The organism is Pseudomonas sp. PA-1-6B (assembly GCF_021609545.1).
Classification (GTDB): Bacteria; Pseudomonadota; Gammaproteobacteria; order Pseudomonadales; family Pseudomonadaceae; genus Aquipseudomonas; species Aquipseudomonas fluorescens_BV.
In genome coordinates, this window is sequence record NZ_WJZM01000058.1 from 19,617 (window position 1) to 36,846 (window position 17,230).

A 17,230-nucleotide genomic window follows, 5' to 3' on the forward strand; every position below is an offset into this window, starting at 1 on the left:
GGGCCGTTCAGGCCCCCGGCTCCAACTGGCGGCCAAGATGGGTGATCAGGTACGTCACCGAGTCGGCGTTGGCCAGGATGGTGTCAATACGCTTATCAGGGACTGACATGAAAATGATCCTCGCGTCCTGCAGGGTCTTGGCGCCAGTGGCCTTGAAAATTTTCTTTTCAATTGCAGAACCAGGCTTAAAGTCTTCCCACAATTCGGTGAGGCTGTCTTGAGTCTTGAACAGCATCGTTGCAGGCGTCATCGTCGATAACGCGGTGCTGCGCAAATCTTCCAGGGTGGTTTTAAGCACTTCGGCGCCGGGCCTTGCGATATTGATCAAGTCTGGGAAGGGTCGCATGCTGTCCAGGTAGGCAATGTCCACGGTGTCGAGCTTCAAGTGCGATAATTCGTGAATCAGCGTGCTGGCCCTGGCGTGCGTCGATATGTTGAACGCCACATTCTCCAGCAGACGGTTCTGGTAGACGTCCAGATTGGGGTCGAAGAATCGGCTCAGCAGATACAGCTTGCGTTCTCTGTCGGCGGGAATCATGAATGCATAATCCGACGCCGGATCCTGTCGGCTGGTGCCCGCGACAAAGCGCATGGAGTTCGGACCGGTCAAGCTGGGGTCGGTGAGTTCATCGATGATCTCGTCGATTATTTTTGTGACTCTCAAGACCTGGTCCGGGGTCAGTGTGACGACACCAAACATTTCCCCTAAAAATCGCCCAACCCGGCTGTCAGGGTCGCGTTGTACAGCAAAACGCGCAACGTTGCGGCGGCAGTTCAGCGCGTAATAAGTCGCAAAGTTCAACGCTTCAGTGATGGCTTGGGCTTTCCAATAGGTCAACGCGCCAATATCGCGGATGCCGATCGCTTCAATGTTGATATCCCGTACTTCATTGCGCCACGTCTTGAGGTACGACTGAGCCCTGCCGAAGCGCGGCTCCTGGCCGCCCAGCTCCAGTACCCATATGCCCTGCGCATTACGGCCGATGTACGGCCCCACCTGCTCGTCGTTGGCGAGGCGCCAGTGTTGTGCGGCTTTCTTGACGCTATACACCTTGCCGGCCAGCGGCACGTAGTATTTCGAGTTTTCCTGGTCTTCATACACCTGGCTGAGCGTGCTCTTTTTCAGGTCTTGCAACGCCACATCCTGTGCCTCGAACGGCTGCAGCCGGGTGCGCGAAGGGCAGGTGACATGCCAGGTGGCGAGGGTGGTGGCTGCGGGCAGTGACTCATCTGTCAGCTCGGCCAGCGAGCGCTCCTTTTCAGTCGGTGGGGCAATGGCGGTGCCGTCCAGCGCACTGCGCAGGGCGGCCATTTGCGCCACGCCCCTGACGAAATCCTTGAATGCAGCCTTCCACTGGTGTAGCTGCAAGGCTTCGGCCGAGCGCTTGAACAAGGTGTAGCTGCGCCATACCACCAGCGGGTAGGCGAGTTTGCCGGCCATGAACTGCACCGCCGTCGGGATTTGCGTGCCGAACAAGCGGGTCGCATGGTCCCACAAGGTCTTGGCGCCTTCTTCGAATTGGCTGCCCAGTACCTTGAGCAACATCAATGTGTTTTCGCTGAACAGGTAATGCAGCACATTGCCCGTCACTGCCGAAGCGGCCAGGCGGATATCGGACGGGCTACGCTGGTTGTTTTTCAGCAAGTGGCGGTAAGTGGCCTGGTGCGGATCTTCCAGGTGCATAAGCACCCAGTCCTGCAGGGCGCCTGGCCTTTGTATCTCATCCAGCAAGGCCGTTTCATTCGCGTATTCCTTGAACACATGCTGTTCACTGTACGGCGCGTAGAGCACCCGGGGACCCTCGCCAGGAAACTGCGGGCCGATCAGGTACACGCCCAACACCTTGGCGGTACTGGCGCCTTCGGTGGCGATCAGTTCCAGCGGTCGAATCGTCGCCGTGGCCCCGCTGAGTGAAGCTCGGGCCACGGCGTCCGGCATATCGAAAATCTGCTGGACCAGGCTCAAGGCTCGGGTGGAAAGCCGCTCCTGCAGACTTTGCTCGTGGGCGTGTTGCAGCGCTTGCCACGGCAACTGACGGCAAAACAGACGTCTGCGTTGGCGTGCATCATCGGTTTGCGCCTCAAGGTGGCTTCGCACCTGTTGCTGATAAGCACTTTTGAGATCCAGCTGGCGCACCATTTGTATCACGGCACTTGCGTCGAGGGCTTGCGGTAATGGCTTTGCCGTGCGTGAACGCGGGCGGATGTGTTGAACCGTCAGATTTGGCCAGTGCCGCAACGCAAAGTCGGTCAGGTTGTCGACATTCACATCGAGCACTGCATCGGTGGGGATCAGGATGTGATCGGGGTTGAGCGCCTGGCCGGGAAAGCGCGCCTCAAGCAGCGCCATCAGCGTGGTGAAGGCATAAGCACGCAGGGGTTGGATGCCATGCAGGTAGTCGTGTTCCTCGTCGGCGTTGTTGCAGTATTGCTCCAGAAGCTCGGCCTGGTGGATTTGGTCCTGGGCCGGCGCCATACCCAGCCACAGTGGCAGGGCCTGCTGGTTGACCATGGCCTCGGCCAGTGTGATTGCCCTGCCAAGGTTGGTGGGCGGAGGCTGTTCGATGACGGCGTCCAACCGGTCCTGCAATGCGCGGGCGCGCAGGCCCATGGATTGCAGGTGATCCACGCCTTCCATGACCGCGTCGTTGTAGCTGTCTACTCGGTCATTCAACAGGTCCTGATCAATACGTTGCAGCGGGCCCTGGCGAAATGCCTGATGGGGCTCGCGCAAGCAGAACGGCAGATTCTCCAGCAGGCTCAAGCTGTTGAGTGGGTGCGCCAGGCGCTGGGTGATTTCATCGCGCAGGGCGTTGATCGAGGCAAAGACTTCGTAGCCCAGGCGCGGGGTCCAGAGCAGCGCCTGGCCCGAGCGCTGCGGGTCGATACCGCCGCGCTCAGTGATCACGAACGTATTGGCCAGCGGTTGTGGCGTATCCACGGCGTTCAAGTCCAACGTCAAGCCATAGGCATCCGGCAAAAATTCGTTAAGGCCATGGCGTGTCAAGCGCGAAAGACTGTCGGGCTGAAGTAGCGTGTCGAGAATGGCCTGGCTTGTGGGCGCCAGGGTTTTATCCAGCGACCTCAGCTCGGCTTCGCTGCGTAACCCCACCAGCATCGAGTGGGCGTGTTTGGCGTGAGTCTTGACGAGAAATTCATGGGGTTGCTGGCGCATGGCGTGCTTGGAAAACAGCAGCAGGACGCGCTCGATGACGGTGTTGAACGTCTTGAGCGTCATGCTTGGCACTTGCATGAAGACATTGCCTTCGCCCCGTGTATAGAACTTCGTCCTGGACGAGAAGGGCACCGCAGGCGCCTCTTGGGCCAGGCGTTCAATGAAGTGCTCAAGCATGCTCAATGACTGCACTGCCGGACGCTCTTCACGCTCCTGGGCACGCGTAGCGTAGGTATTGATATACACGTCGTCGGCTTTGACTGGCTGTTGCTGCAGTTGCAGTTCAGCGTTGAGCGTGTCAGCGACGATGCTACGTAAGGTCGGGTGATGCGCGCGCTCCATCGCCAGCGCACGCTCAATCGCCCGCAGGTTTTGAAGCTGCAGCCGGGCGCGCTCGGCCTTGACGGTCGAAGGGCGGCCATTACCATGGGTGACCGGATGCAAGGTCCAGCGCCCGTTGGTCTCCAGTGTGGCCAGTTGATTGTCGAGCAAGGCACGTACGTCCAGGGCACTGTCGAGCAGGGCCGCGAGGTCCACTTGGCCATCGCTGCGCCGGTAGATTTCCAGGGCGTGGTTAAGGTTGCCCGTTTGCTTGCGCGCAATGTCTTGTACCAAGGTCACGAACACATTGCCGGGTATAGGGTTTGCCGCGATGGCGATCGGGTCCAGGCCGAGCAGCGTGTCGCGCTCATCCAATGAGAGGAAGTTGAGCCATTCGTCCTCGTAGCCTTCGGCCTTGAGCATGCTCAGTAACCGGTCTTTGAGGTCGTCGAGGTTTTCCAGCACCTGTAACCCGCGCGATTGGGTGTAGAGGTACGCGTGGTGCTCGGTGATCATCAAGGTGCTCGCCGGTTCAACGTAATGTTGATGGGGGGCATAAAGGCGCACCTTTTCCACGCTGAGGTTTTCGGCATGGGCGCTGCGGGCGCTTTGGTTGCTGAGGAGCAGGGCCTGAAATGCGTGGCTTTCCTCTGCGGTAATAATCTCACCCTGGCGCTTGAGCAATACATCGAGGCGAAACTTCTGCGCCACGACCTGGGCAAAAAAATCCACGCGCGAGGTGCCGCTGTCGATATCTTCATTCCAGTAGGTCTGCAGCAGGCTTTCCAACAGCTTCGAGAAAGTACTGGAGCTTTGTTCGATCAAGGCTTCCCAACGCTGGTGATCTTCTTCCCGTTCGGAGGCAGTGAAGCCAGTGGTGTCATGTTTTGGGTTCGAGTATTCGCGTGTCTGCCCTTTGTGCCACCCATGGCGCACATAAAATTGCAGCAGCGCTTCGCTCAAGGTCAGCGAGTTGACCCAACGTGGCGTTGCTTGCTCAGCTTCGCGGGTGAAGACATTGACCCGTGTGTCCCGTTGATCCAGGTGTTTGAAATGGGGGCGGGCCATGACGCTCAGCAGCGTGTCGAGCATGTCAGGCAAGGTCGGGGTTTTTTGCAGGTGGTCGAGCATGGCCTTGACGTTATCCAGCTGGCAGGCCTGGAGCATGCGTGCTTGCTCCGGCATGACTTCACCCTCGATGAGCTGAGTGGTCAACACCATGGGCGAGTCAGCGCCCAGCGCATTGCGTTGGTCCATCGACAGGTAGCTCAGCAAAGGGGCGCTCTGCAGTGGGTCTTCCAATTGCTCGATCAACTCGCTCAGCAGGGCGGCGTGGCTGTCATAGACCTGTATGCCGTTATCCGGGGTGTAGAGCAACGCCTTGGCGGCGTCGGGTGTGGGGCTGATCGCGAACGCGCCGGCAAGGGGGATGGGGGGCTTGCCGGAAATGTTGATCAGGACCTTTTCAACGCGCATGGGGTGATCATGCCGGCTTGTGTCCTGCCGAGACTCGTCGGTAGCCAGGTAAAGGTTGTACAGCCAATCAAGGTCTTTGGCGGTGAGCCCCAGCGTGCGTTCACGAGCGGTGGGCGAGGCTTTGCCTTGGGGTTTGAGAAACTCAGGGAAGAAATACGGGGGGGTTAAGCGAACCACAGCCTGTCTCCGGCGTGCCAGGAAAAGCACAGGGTAGGCAGGCGCCCGTGGTGCAAGGCGTTAAATATTCAGCGCTGCACACGTTGACAACGCAGAGAGTGCGTGGTGTTTAATCGAGGGTCTGGATGTCCCATTCGTCGCCCCTTCCAATCATAAAAACGGAGCTTCAAATGTCTGCGCAGTCGACAGTTGCCACCGCTTGTGCCTCGATCCGCTTCGCTGAACTGGTGGAGTTACTTCAACAGGTCTTCGTCCGGCACGGCACATCGCCGCAGGTTGCTGCGATTCTTGCGCACAACTGCGCAAGTGCCGAGCGTGACGGTGCCCACAGTCACGGTATTTTTCGCATCCCCGGTTACCTTTCGACGCTGGCCAGTGGATGGGTCAACGGCACCGCCGTCCCCAGCGTGACCGATGTGGCCTCAGGCTTTTTGCGCGTCGACGCGGGCAATGGTTTTGCCCAGCCGGCCCTGGCAGCGGCGCGCCCGTTGCTGGTGGAGAAGGCACGCAGCGCCGGCATCGCGTTGCTGGCGATCCATAACTCCCATCACTTTGCTGCCTTGTGGCCGGACGTCGAGCCGTTTGCCGAGGAGGGGCTGGTGGCACTCAGCGTGGTCAACAGCATGACCTGTGTGGTGCCCCACGGCGCGGATCGCCCGTTGTTCGGCACCAACCCTATCGCGTTTGCGGCACCACGGGCCGACGGTGCGCCGATTGTGTTTGACCTGGCCACCAGCGCCATGGCCCATGGCGACGTGCAAATCGCCGCACGCAAAGGCGAGCGGTTGCCACCGGGCATGGGCGTCGATAGCCTCGGTCAGCCGACCCAGGACCCTAAAGCCATTCTGGAAGGCGGCGCACTGTTGCCATTTGGCGGGCACAAGGGGTCGGCACTGTCGATGATGGTCGAGTTGCTGGCGGCAGCGTTGACGGGCGGCAACTTCTCTTTTGAATTCGATTGGACGGACCACCCAGGCGCGCGTACGCCGTGGACAGGCCAGCTTCTTATCGTGATCGACCCGAGTAAAACCGCAGGGCAAAGCTTCGCCCAACGCAGCCAGGAGCTGGTGCGGCAGATGCATGCGGCGGGGCTGCGTCGATTGCCGGGGGACCGACGCCATCGTACGCGGGCGAAGTCGCAGGAAACCGGAATCGAACTGGACGCGCAGGCGTTGCGCGAGTTGAGGGCCTTGGCGGCGGGATGAAACAGGCTGCGCGATGCGCAGCCTGAATGGATCAGTTACGGCGACCCAGCAACAGGCCGACCACCAGGCCAAAGCCAGCGGAAATGGCCACGGTCTGCCATGGGTGCCCACCGATGTAAGTCTCGGTGGCATCCACAACCGGCTTGCTGCGTTCACGCACGTTGGACACCGATTCCAGGGCTTGCTTGAGTTTGATGGCAACCTGCTCGCGCAGGGTTTCACCTTCCTCGCCCACCAGGGATGCGCTGCTTTTGAGCAGTTTGTCCGATTCTTCGATCAATGCGCTCAGTTCGCTGAACGCTTGGTCCTTGATTTGATCTTCGACAGCTTGGGCGGCGGTTTTGCGGGCCATTGAGTGACTCCTTGCAGGTGGATGTGGCAGTGAACAATGGAGTATCGGGCGGTGGCAAAAGTTGCAGTTTTTTTGCCAGCGCGCTCATCCGAGGCAAAATCCGGATCGGGAACTTTGGGCCTACAGTGTAAGATGTCACCTATTTGTGCAGCAGGTAATTCAACATGAGCTTCAATCTCGCCAACAAGACCCTCGCCGAACGCGCCGAGCTGGAAGATGAAAAGTCGCGCCTCTACGACCTGTGGCAAACCAACCTGGGCAAGGCCAAAGGCGAAGCCGCGCGCTTGTTCGGTGAGCGCGCCAAACGCAAGGGCAAGTGGGCCGAATGGGTACGTGCCGAACTCGATGGCATGTCGCCGCCGGAGTTTTCCAACATGGTGCGCAGTGAAGTCAACAAGCTGATGGCGGCGGCAAAGTAAAGCACGCCACAATCGCTTCGCGCACCTTGAGCAACAGCGGGTCCAACTGAGCCTGGGTGCGCCAGCCCAACTCCACCGGGTAATGCGGTAGCGCCAGCGGGCAGGGCAGCACGCGCAGGCCGGTCATTTGCGCAATGGCGTGGGCCGCATGCCCGGGAATGGTTGCTACTGCGGTGCTGCCTTTGAGCAGATACGGCAGCGCGGCAAAGTGGCTGGTGGACGCGCACACGTGGCGGCGCAGCCCGTGCGCCGCCAAGCCTTCATCGGTAATGCCGATAAACCCGCCTGACGACACCAATACATGTTCCCGTGTGACAAACCCTTGCAGGTCGATAGTCTCCTCGCCCGGCGCCAGGCTATGGGGGTCTACCAGGCAACGATAGTCACCTTCCCCCAGCACCTGTCGGCTCAGCCTGCGCTCGGTAAAACCGCCGGCGGTAATGGCCAGGTCCAGCGTGCGGTCGAGCAGGGCGGCGGCGACGATCTGGCTGTAGGTCTGGCGAAAGATCACCCGTAGCTTGGGCAGGCGCAGTGCGATGGCCTCCATCAGGCTTCGGGCATAGGCAATCTCGAAGTCATCCGACAGCCCCAGCACCACCGAGCGGCCCTCGTAGTGCAGGTTTTGCGGGCTGATCATCGCCAGGCTCTGGCGGCAGCGATCCAATGCCTCACTGATCACCGGTTTCAACTGGTTGGCACGCAATGTGGGCGCCAGGCCGCGTCCGGTGCGCACGAACAAAGGGTCACCATACAGCTCGCGCAAACGCCGCAAGCCCGCGCTGATCGCCGACTGCGTCACGCCCAAACGCAGCGCCGCACGGCTGGCACTGGACTCGTCGTGCAGGGCTTCGAAGGTTTTGAGCAGGTTCAGGTCAACCTGGGCGATATTCATTTGGCTCATATCATTTAGCACTGAGGTGGGCTTTATTCATGATCGAGTCTGGCCGGAGAATGGGCAACCCCTATCTATCGGAGTGAGCCTGATGCCCGTATCGACTGTCGCAGCCCTGCAAATCGGCGCCTTGCCTGGCGGCAAGGCTGACACCCTGGCGCAGATCCTGGCCTATGAGGATCAAATCCAGCGCAGTGGCGCGCACTTGGTGGTCATGCCCGAGGCGTTGCTGGGCGGCTATCCCAAGGGCGAAAGCTTTGGCACGCAATTGGGTTATCGCCTGCCCGAGGGCCGGGAAGCCTTTGCGCGGTATTTTGCCAATGCCATCGACGTACCGGGGCCAGAGACCGAGGCGCTGGCCGGGATGTCGGCGCGTACCGGTGCCAGCCTGGTGCTGGGCGTGATCGAACGCAGTGGCAGCACGCTGTACTGCACGGTGTTGTATTTCGAACCGTCGGGCGGCCTGGTGGCCAAGCACCGCAAGCTGATGCCGACCGGCACCGAGCGGCTTATCTGGGGCAAGGGCGACGGCTCGACCCTGCCGGTGATCGACACCGCGGTGGGGCGTATCGGCGGCGCGGTGTGCTGGGAAAACATGATGCCGTTGCTGCGCACCGCGATGTATGCCAAGGGCGTTCAGGTGTGGTGTGCACCCACCGTGGACGAGCGCGACATGTGGCAGGTGAGCATGCGCCATATCGCCCATGAAGGGCGTTGCTTTGTGGTCAGCGCCTGCCAGGTGCAGGCATCGCCTGAAGCCTTGGGTGTGGAGGTTGCCAATTGGCCGGATGACCGTCCGTTGATTGCCGGCGGCAGCGTGATCGTTGGGCCCATGGGCGACATTTTGGCGGGGCCGTTGGTGGGCGAGGCGGGGTTGTTGACGGCGCAGATCGATACTGATCAGTTGGTGCGGGCCCGCTACGACTACGACGTAGTGGGGCATTACGCCCGGCCGGATATTTTTGAATTGGTGGTGGACGAGCGCGCCAAGCCAGGCGTTCGCTATATCACTGACTGAACGCAATCAACCTGTGGGAGCTGGCTTGCCTGCGATAGCGGCGTGTCATTCAATTCATCTGTTACTGACGCACCGCCATCGCAGGCAAGCCAGCTCCCACATTTGGTTTTCAGCCACTTACCAGGTGGCGGTGTTCGGCAAGTCCAGGGTGCCACGCTCTACAAAGCGCATGGTGCCAAACAGGCCTCCCGCCAGTTTGCCGCGCAGCACGTAGGGCAGGTTGTTCAGGCTTTGGGTCTGGCTCAGGCCCAGGGTCTGGCGCAACACCGAAAATGCAGAAACGCTGACCGGCACCATCAGTACGGTTTCAGAAAAGCGTGGGATGCTGCCCGCCTGATCGCTGACGCCAGAAGCGAGTGGCCGGCCATTGACCTCCAGGTCCAGGGCCACGCCGTTGTAGTCGATTGCCGCTTCATTGGGGTTTTGCACCCGCAGCTTCACGGCAAAGCGCACTTCCAGGTCCTGGCTTTGCAGCGGCTCGATACCCACCACATTGATGTTCACCGGGTCGCGGTTGGGGAACAGTGCGCAGGCGCTCAAGGTCAGCAGCAACAGCGATAGAACCATGAGCTTGCGCATAAATAAATGCTCCTACTTTTGGGTGACGTCCGGGTCCTGCATGACCTTGAGGGTAGAGGACTCCGGCTCGAATTCATCTTCTTCCAGCTCTATGAACTCTTCGGGCAGGAAAATGTTCAGCAGGATTGCACAGAATGCGCCCACGGTGATCGGTGATTCGAAGATGTTGTGCAGCGCCTTGGGCAGCTCGCGCAACACTTCCGGCACCGCGGCGACGCCCAGGCCCATGCCTAGGGAAATCGCCACGATCAGCACATTACGCCGATGCAGGCCCGCTTCGGCGAGGATCTTGATCCCGGCCACGGCCACGGTGCCGAACATGATCAGGGTCGCACCGCCGAGTACCGGCTTGGGCATCAGTTGCAACACCGCGCCGATCATCGGAAACAGCCCCAGCAGCACCAGCAGGCCAGCAATGAAGTACGCCACGTAGCGGCTGGCCACGCCGGTCAATTGGATCACGCCGTTGTTCTGGGCAAAGGTCACCATCGGCAGGCTGTTGAAGGTGGCGGCCATCGCGGAGTTGAGGCCGTCGGCCAGCAGGCCGGACTTGATGCGCTTGATATACAGCGGGCCCTTGACCGGTTGCTGGGAAATCATCGAGTTGGCGGTCAGGTCACCGGCGGCTTCAAGGGGCGAAATCAGGAAGATCACCGCCACCGGGATAAACGCCACCCAGTCGAACGAGAAACCGTACTTGAACGGTACCGGCACGCTGATCAGCGGCACCTGGGGTAGGGCGGCCATGTCGACGCGGCCCAGCAGCCACGCCACTACGAAGCCCAGGGTCAGGCCGATCACGATCGAACCCAGGCGCAGGAACGGGTTGTTGAAGCGGTTGAGTACCACTATGGTCAGCAGCACCAAGGCCGCCAGGCCCATGTTGCCTGCGGCGCCCAGGTCGCTGGCGCCATAGCCGCCAGCCATGTCGGTGACTGCCACCTTGATCAGTGACAAGCCCATCAAGGTGATGATGGTGCCGGTCACCACCGGGGTGATCAGTTTGCGCAGTTTGCCGATGAACTGGCTGAGCACCACTTCGATAAACGCCGCGAAAAAGCAGATGCCAAAGATCGTCGAGAGGATTTCATCGGTGCCGCCGCCCCGGGCCTTGACCATGAACCCGGCGCTCAAAATCACGCTGATAAAGGAAAAACTGGTGCCTTGCAGGCACAACAGCCCCGAACCCACCGGCCCGAAAGTGCGCGCCTGCACAAAGGTGCCAAGCCCCGAGACAAACAGCGCCATGCTCACCAGGTACGGCACTTCGCTTTCCAGCCCCAGTACGCCGCCGACGATCAGGGTGGGCGTGATGATGCCGACAAAACTCGCCAACACATGCTGCAACGCGGCAAAAATCGCGGCGGTGAAGTGCGGGCGGTCTTCGAGGCCGTACATGAGGTCGGATTTATAGCGCGGGCGGGGGGCTTGAGCGTCAGACAAAATGATGGCTCGGGTCAGAAAATGGAGGCGCAGGATGCCAGAAAGTGCCAGGCGCCTGAAGTGTAAAAAAATATTTATAAAAACCCTGCGCTAAAGCCGTGGCCCAGCCGATATCAAGCATAGGCCCACACTACAACGACAACAGTGGTGACCAAGGTCTGGGCAGCGCGTTGACGCTGACGGATCGTTTCGCGGCAAGGACGCTCGCAAACACTACTTCTGAGAGCAGCCCTATGTCCCTCCGTCACCTGAATATTGCCCCTCGCGCGTTTATCGGTTTTGCCTTCATTGCGGCTCTAGTGGTGCTGTTGGGCGTGTTTGCGGTCAACCGCATGACGCAGATGCGCCAATCCTCCCAGGACATGAGCGCGAACCAACTGCCCAGCATGACTCACCTGGGTACCATCACCGAAAACGTGCTGCGCATGCGCATCCTGTCGTTTCGCGTGCTGGTCAACCGCGAGCCTGCCGCCCTGCAGGAAGCCGAGACCCGCATCGGCGTGTTGGCTGACAAGGTCAAGACCGCCCAGACCAAATACGCCACGCTGCCTGCCGGCCCGGAGGAGGCTGCGCTGTACAAGGCCTTTGGCGTCACTCTGGAGAACTACCTCAAAGCCCAGGCCGAGATGGTGGCATTGTCCAAGCAAGGCAAGGTCGATGAGATGCGCGCCCTGATCAACAGCCGTATCAAGGACGGCACTGACCAGATGGGCGAGCAACTGAACAAGCTGATCGCCATCAATGCGGCCGACGCCAAGCAGGCCGACGAGGATGCCGGGCAAAGCTACGAAGGAGCGATCACCGGTGTGGTGGCGGTCTCCGTGGTGGCGGCTTTGCTCACCGTGCTGCTGGCCTGGTTGCTGACCCGCAGCATCGTGACCCCGCTGCGCAAGGCCGTGGAAGTGGCCGAGACCATCGCCGCCGGCAACCTGAGCAAAACCATCGAGGACGATGGCAAGGACGAACCGGCACGGTTGCTCAGTGCGCTGTCGACCATGCAAGCCAGCCTGCGCCAGACTATCCAGCACATCGCGGGTTCGGCCACGCAGCTCGCTTCGGCCGCAGAAGAATTGAGCGCGGTCACCGAGGAAGCGTCCCGTGGCCTGCAACAGCAGAATAATGAAATCGACCAGGCCGCCACGGCCGTCAATGAGATGACGGCGGCAGTGGAGGAGGTGGCGCGTAACGCGGTTTCCACCTCCGAGGCGTCCGGGCAGTCCAACCAGGCGGCGCGGGAAGGCCGTGATCGGGTGATGGAAACCGTCGGTGCGATCCAGACCATGACCCAGGACGTACAGAATACCTCCGCGATGATTGAAGGCCTGGCCGCTCAGGGCCGGGATATCGGCAAGGTGCTGGATGTGATCCGCGCGATTGCCGAGCAAACCAACCTGCTGGCGCTCAACGCAGCGATTGAAGCCGCCCGTGCCGGCGAGGCCGGACGTGGATTTGCGGTGGTCGCCGATGAAGTGCGCGCCCTGGCCCATCGCACCGCGCAGTCGACCCAGGAAATCGAGAAAATGGTCGCCGGCATCCAGAACGGAACTGGGGAGGCGGTGCAGTCCATGCAGCAGAGCAACCAGCGCAGCCAGAGCACCCTGGAAATGGCACGCGCAGCCGGCGCCTCATTGGAGCAGATCACTGCGTCTATCAGCCTGATCAACGAACGCAACCTGGTGATTGCCAGCGCTTCGGAAGAGCAGGCCCAGGTCTCCCGCGAAGTGGACCGTAACCTGGTCAACATCCGCGACCTGGCCACCCAGTCGGCGGCGGGCGCCAACCAGACCAGCGCGGCCAGCCATGAACTGTCGAGGCTGGCGGTGGATTTGAATGGGATGGTGGCCAGGTTCGTCATCTAACTGCTGCCACAACACCCTGTGGGGTGTCAGGTAGAGAAGCGTCGGCTGTCAGTCCGTCACGGGAGCAAGCTCCCTCGCCACAGGTCCAGCGTCACACCAAAGTTGTGTAGATACCTATGGCTATCGCAGGCAAGCCAGCTCCCACCTTTGCTCTTGTGTTGTGTCAGTGCCGCCATGCCCCTGGATTCACCAGGTTTACCGGCTTTTCGCCAGCCAATGCCGCCAAAAGATTCTCCACCGCACACTTGGCCATCGCCTCCCGCGTCTCATGGGTGGCCGAGCCGATATGCGGCGTGGCTACCACATTGTTCAACCGCAACAACGGCGACGCGTGATCCAGCGGCTCCTTCTCAAACACATCCAACCCCGCCGCGCGGATAGTGCGTTGCTGCAACGCCTGCACCAGCGCCGCCTCGTCCACCACCTTGCCTCGGGAGATATTGATAAAAATCGTCTCCGGCCCCATCAGCGCGAATTCCTCGGCGCCAATCAACTTCTCGGTCTCAGCGGTCAACGGCAGGGTCAGGCAGACAAAATCAGCCTCTTTGAGCAAGTCCTGCAAGCTGCGGTACTGCGCGCCAAAGCGTGCTTCAACCGCCGGCTTGGGCGAGTGGCTGTGGTAGATCACCGGCATGCCGAAGCCAAAATGCCCGCGTTGGGCCAGGGCTTCGCCGATGCGGCCCATGCCGATGATGCCGAGGGTCTTGCCATGTACATCGCTGCCAAAATGCGCCGGGCCGATGTTTTTGTTCCATTGGCCGGCGCGCACCATGTCGGCCAGCTCGACCACGCGCCGGGCGGTGGCCAGGATCAGCGCAAAGCCGGTGTCGGCGGTGGTTTCGGTGAGCACGTCCGGGGTGTTGCTGAGCAGGATGCCGCGTTGGGTCAGGTAATCGATATCGTAGTTGTCGACGCCCACCGAGACGCTGGCCACTGCTTCCAGCTTGGGTGCCAGGTCGAGCAACTGGGCATCCAGGCGCAGGCTTGCACCCAGCAGGCCTTGGGCGGTGGGGAGGGCATCGCGCAGCTTGGCCAGGCCGGTTTCATCCAGAGCGTCAATCAGCGTGACGTCGACCTGCTCGTGCAGGCGTGTCATGAGCGGCGCGGACAGTTTTTTGTACAGCACGACAGACTTTTTCATGAGGTTTTTACCTTCAATTCCAGGGTTGGCGTCGGCGAGCGGTCACTGGCGCCGGGCTTGAGGAAAATCGTCAGCACCACGGAAAGCAGCAGCGCGCCGCTCATCAGCAGGTACGAAGCGCCGGGCGAGCCGGTGCTGCTGTTGAGGTAGCCCACCAGGTACGAGCCACCGAACGAGCCCAGGGCGCCCATGCTGTTGATCAGCGCCATGGCGCCACCGGCGACGTTGGCTGGGAGGATTTCCGGGACGATGGCGAAAAACGGGCCGTAGGGTGCATACATGCAGGCCCCGGCGATCACCAGCAGGGTGTAGGACCACCAGAAGTGTTCGGCGCCCAGCACGTAGGACGCGTAGAAGGCAATCGACGCAATCAATAGCGGCGGCCAGACAAAACGCTTACGTTTCTGCAGCTTGTCCGAACCCCAGGACACCACGAGCATGCCAATCACCGCCGCCAGGTAGGGCAGGGCCGAGAGCCAGCCGGCTTCGACCATGTCCATCTGCAAACCGGCCTTGAGGATCGATGGCAACCACAGCACGAAGCCGTACACGCCAATGCTCCAGCAGAAAAACTGCAACGCGAGAATGATCACCTTGGGCGAACGGAATGCCTCGGCGTAGTTTTTCACGGCCTTGATTCCCACCTGCTCGGCGGCGAGGGCGGTTTCCAGGCTGTGCTTTTCGGCGTCGCTCAGCCACTTGGCATCCTTGGGGCGCTCATCGGCCAGCTTCCACCAGATAAACGCCCACAACACCGCCGGCAGGCCCTCGATGATGAACATCCAGCGCCAGCTGAAATGCTGCACCAGATAGCCCGACACCACCGACATCCACAGCATGGTGACCGGGTTGCCGAGGATCAGGAAAGTGTTGGCCCGTGAGCGTTCGGCACGGGTGAACCAGTGGCACAGGTACACCAGCATGGCCGGCATCACGGCGGCCTCGACCACCCCGAGCATGAAGCGGATGACGATCAGCATGTAGGCGTTGGACACCACACCAGTCAGCGTCGCCAAGCCGCCCCAGAGGATCAGGCTGACGAAGATAAGTTTCTTGACGCTGCGCTTTTGCGCGTAGATCGCCCCCGGCACCTGGAAGAAAAAGTAGCCAAGGAAAAACAGCGCACCGAGCAGCGAAGACATGCCTGGCGTGATCATCAGGTCTTCGGCCATGCCGGACGCGGCGGCGAAGCCGTAGTTGGCGCGGTCGAGGTAGGCCAGGCTGTAGGTGATAAACACGATAGGCATGATGTACCACCAGCGACGGGTGGCGAGTTTCACGGTTTCCATGGGGTTGCTCCTGAGCTTGTTGTAGTTGTGGCAACAGGTAATGGGTCACGCAACGGATCGGGTGGGTAATTCAGCGCGGGTCGGCAAACCCTCCATATCGCCACGGCTCTGCACGGCGCGGCTGCCGATCCAGTTACCGCGCTGTACGGCCTCGGGGAAGCTCAAGTTTTCCAGCAGGGCGCTGATCATGCCCACGGCAAAGCCATCGCCGGCGCCCACGGTATCCACGACCTTGACCACCGGTACGGCGGCGACAAAACCCTGGTCCATATGGGTGCGGTAATAGGCGCCCTCGGCGCCGAGCTTGATCGCCACGGCTTCGGCGCCCTTGTCGAGATAGAACGCGGCGATGTCTTGCGGGTCGTCAAAACCGGTCAGCAGACGACCTTCGCCCAGGCCCGGCAGGACCCAGTCGGCCAAAGCGGCCAGCGCATTGATTTCGCGGATCATCTGCGCCTGGCTGGCCCACAGGGACGGGCGCAGGTTCGGGTCGAACGACACACTGCGCCCGGCCTTGCGCATTTGGGTCATCAGCTCGAACGACAGTGCGCGAGTGGCATCGGACAGCGCTGGCGGAATGCCGGTGGCGTGCAGATGGCGGGCTTGCAGCAGCGTCGGATGGATGGCATCGATGGACAGGTGGCTGGCCGCCGAGCCTTTGCGAAAATACTCCACTTGAGGGTCGGCGCCGGCCTCTTCCCGAGACTTGAGTTGAAAGCCGGTGGGGTGCAGTGGGTCGACGGCCACATGGCTGCAATCGAGCCCCTCTTTGCTAAGGGTATCGACCACAAAACGCCCGAGGGAGTCGTTACCCACGCGGCTCAGCCACGCCACGTTGAACCCCAGGCGCGACAGGCCGATGGCGACGTTGCTGTCGGCGCCGGCAATGCGTTTGTGAAACTGCCCGACCTGCGCCAGGTCGCCGGTCTGTTCGGCGACAAACATCGCCATGGTTTCGCCAAACGAGAGGATATCGATCTCAGACATGGGCGTTCTCCACATGGGGTTGGCCAAGGCGGGCCAGGGTCGCGACCTGTTGTGCGGTGACCTCGATCAGGTCATCGCCCTGCAACGGAAATTCCACCGCGCGCGTAATACCTTGAGTCATGTGTTTAAGCAGTTGTTCCCACAGATGCAGGTCGGTGGCGCCCGGTGGCAAGGCGACGAGCTTGCTATCGGCGCGACGGGCCACAGCCTTGCAGTGCAGGTAGTCCACATGCCGGCCCAGCAACCGCGCAGCAGTGAGCGCGGACTGGTCTTGCCACTGCCAGTTACCGATATCGAAGGTCATTTTCACCGGCAGGCCCCGGCGTTCGACTTCGGTAAAAAACCGTTGCATCGGTTCAATGCGCCCGCCGTGCAGGGTCTGGTCGTTTTCCACCAGTAGCTTGACCGGGTGGCGATTGAGCAGGGCGTGCAGGCTTTCCATGTCGTTTGTGTCGGTGAAGTAACCGAGGGACACCTTCAGCCAGCCCGAGCCAAAGGCCTGGGCACGGTCCAGGGTAGCGGCCAGGTCGGCATTGGGCTGGGCACGGCCGGCGACCCAGAGTTCCAGGGGCGAGGAAAACACGCTGTCCAGGCCTTGCGCGGCAGCGGCCTGGGCCAGGGTGGCGGGGTGTTCGTCGGTCAGCAGCTCCTCACGCCATTCAATGCGCTGGGCACCGGCAGCGCAGAGCAGCGCGACAAAACTCAATTGGCCCTGCTGGCGAACCAGGTCGGCGCCGTAGCTGGAAAGGCTGATGGAGACGGGGTATTTATGCATTGTTGTTTACCTCTGAAACCGGTTTCATTTTTATCAACAAGAACACACTGACTGCTTGTGGCGAGGGAGCTTGCTCCCGTTTGACTGCGCAGCAGTCACCGGCTCTTGGCGGCGCTTCGCAC

Annotated in this window: 13 protein-coding genes; 4 read left to right on the plus strand and 9 right to left on the minus strand. The window is 61.0% G+C overall.

All coding sequences use genetic code 11. From position 1 onward, the window contains the following. Positions 1 to 7 precede the first annotated feature (7 nt). On the minus strand, positions 8 to 5,149 hold the full coding sequence (locus tag GIV35_RS22385) for a dermonecrotic toxin domain-containing protein (protein ID WP_236304316.1): 5,142 nt from the start codon (positions 5,147 to 5,149) through the stop codon (positions 8 to 10). Positions 5,150 to 5,319: 170 nt separating this feature from the next. On the opposite strand from GIV35_RS22385, the gene GIV35_RS22390 reads away from it, so the two are divergent. Then, entirely contained in the window at positions 5,320 to 6,354 is a 1,035-nt protein-coding gene (locus tag GIV35_RS22390; protein ID WP_072447818.1) for an Ldh family oxidoreductase, read from the plus strand. 31 nt (positions 6,355 to 6,385) lie between these two features. Here GIV35_RS22390 and GIV35_RS22395 read toward each other — a convergent pair whose 3' ends face one another. Beyond that, a complete protein-coding gene (locus GIV35_RS22395) occupies positions 6,386 to 6,706 on the minus strand; it encodes a DUF883 family protein (protein ID WP_019817806.1) in 321 nt (106 codons plus the stop codon). A gap of 164 nt (positions 6,707 to 6,870) precedes the next feature. Here GIV35_RS22395 and GIV35_RS22400 point away from each other — a divergent pair, with 164 nt between their 5' ends. Further along, positions 6,871 to 7,125, plus strand: coding sequence for a hypothetical protein (locus GIV35_RS22400; RefSeq protein ID WP_003190904.1), 255 nt, complete (start codon positions 6,871 to 6,873; stop codon positions 7,123 to 7,125). Here GIV35_RS22400 and GIV35_RS22405 read toward each other — a convergent pair. Then, entirely contained in the window at positions 7,097 to 8,017 is a 921-nt protein-coding gene (locus GIV35_RS22405) for a LysR family transcriptional regulator (protein ID WP_060764663.1), read from the minus strand. The genes GIV35_RS22400 and GIV35_RS22405 overlap by 29 nt on opposite strands. 91 nt (positions 8,018 to 8,108) lie before the next feature. On the opposite strand from GIV35_RS22405, the gene GIV35_RS22410 reads away from it, so the two are divergent. Next, positions 8,109 to 9,035 carry a carbon-nitrogen hydrolase family protein gene (locus tag GIV35_RS22410; RefSeq protein WP_236265082.1) on the plus strand — a complete coding sequence of 309 codons (927 nt, stop codon included), beginning with the start codon at positions 8,109 to 8,111 and terminating at the stop codon, positions 9,033 to 9,035. A gap of 117 nt (positions 9,036 to 9,152) precedes the next feature. On the opposite strand, the gene GIV35_RS22415 is transcribed toward GIV35_RS22410, so the two are convergent. After that, positions 9,153 to 9,614 carry an LEA type 2 family protein gene (locus tag GIV35_RS22415; protein ID WP_003190908.1) on the minus strand — a complete coding sequence of 154 codons (462 nt, stop codon included), beginning with the start codon at positions 9,612 to 9,614 and terminating at the stop codon, positions 9,153 to 9,155. Positions 9,615 to 9,626: 12 nt separating this feature from the next. Next, a complete protein-coding gene (locus GIV35_RS22420) occupies positions 9,627 to 11,057 on the minus strand; it encodes a nucleobase:cation symporter-2 family protein (RefSeq protein WP_032901653.1) in 1,431 nt (476 codons plus the stop codon). A 233-nt stretch (positions 11,058 to 11,290) separates the two neighbouring features. On the opposite strand from GIV35_RS22420, the gene GIV35_RS22425 reads away from it, so the two are divergent. Continuing rightward, positions 11,291 to 12,916, plus strand: a complete 1,626-nt coding sequence (locus GIV35_RS22425) for a methyl-accepting chemotaxis protein (RefSeq protein ID WP_236265084.1) — start codon at positions 11,291 to 11,293, stop codon at positions 12,914 to 12,916. Positions 12,917 to 13,079: 163 nt separating this feature from the next. On the opposite strand, the gene GIV35_RS22430 is transcribed toward GIV35_RS22425, so the two are convergent. From GIV35_RS22430 to GIV35_RS22445, 4 genes are read right to left on the minus strand one after another with little or no spacing between them, the layout of a single operon-like run. Continuing rightward, positions 13,080 to 14,057 carry a 2-hydroxyacid dehydrogenase gene (locus tag GIV35_RS22430; RefSeq protein WP_200649042.1) on the minus strand — a complete coding sequence of 326 codons (978 nt, stop codon included), beginning with the start codon at positions 14,055 to 14,057 and terminating at the stop codon, positions 13,080 to 13,082. After that, on the minus strand, positions 14,054 to 15,346 hold the full coding sequence (locus GIV35_RS22435; protein ID WP_034127684.1) for an MFS transporter: 1,293 nt from the start codon (positions 15,344 to 15,346) through the stop codon (positions 14,054 to 14,056). The genes GIV35_RS22430 and GIV35_RS22435 overlap by 4 nt, the downstream gene beginning before the upstream one ends. Before the next feature lie 45 nt (positions 15,347 to 15,391). Beyond that, on the minus strand, positions 15,392 to 16,333 hold the full coding sequence (locus GIV35_RS22440; RefSeq protein WP_105226696.1) for a sugar kinase: 942 nt from the start codon (positions 16,331 to 16,333) through the stop codon (positions 15,392 to 15,394). Next, positions 16,326 to 17,108: a sugar phosphate isomerase/epimerase family protein gene (locus GIV35_RS22445; RefSeq protein ID WP_105226697.1), complete on the minus strand. Its 783-nt coding sequence runs from the start codon at positions 17,106 to 17,108 to the stop codon at positions 16,326 to 16,328. The genes GIV35_RS22440 and GIV35_RS22445 overlap by 8 nt, the downstream gene beginning before the upstream one ends. Positions 17,109 to 17,230 lie beyond the last annotated feature (122 nt).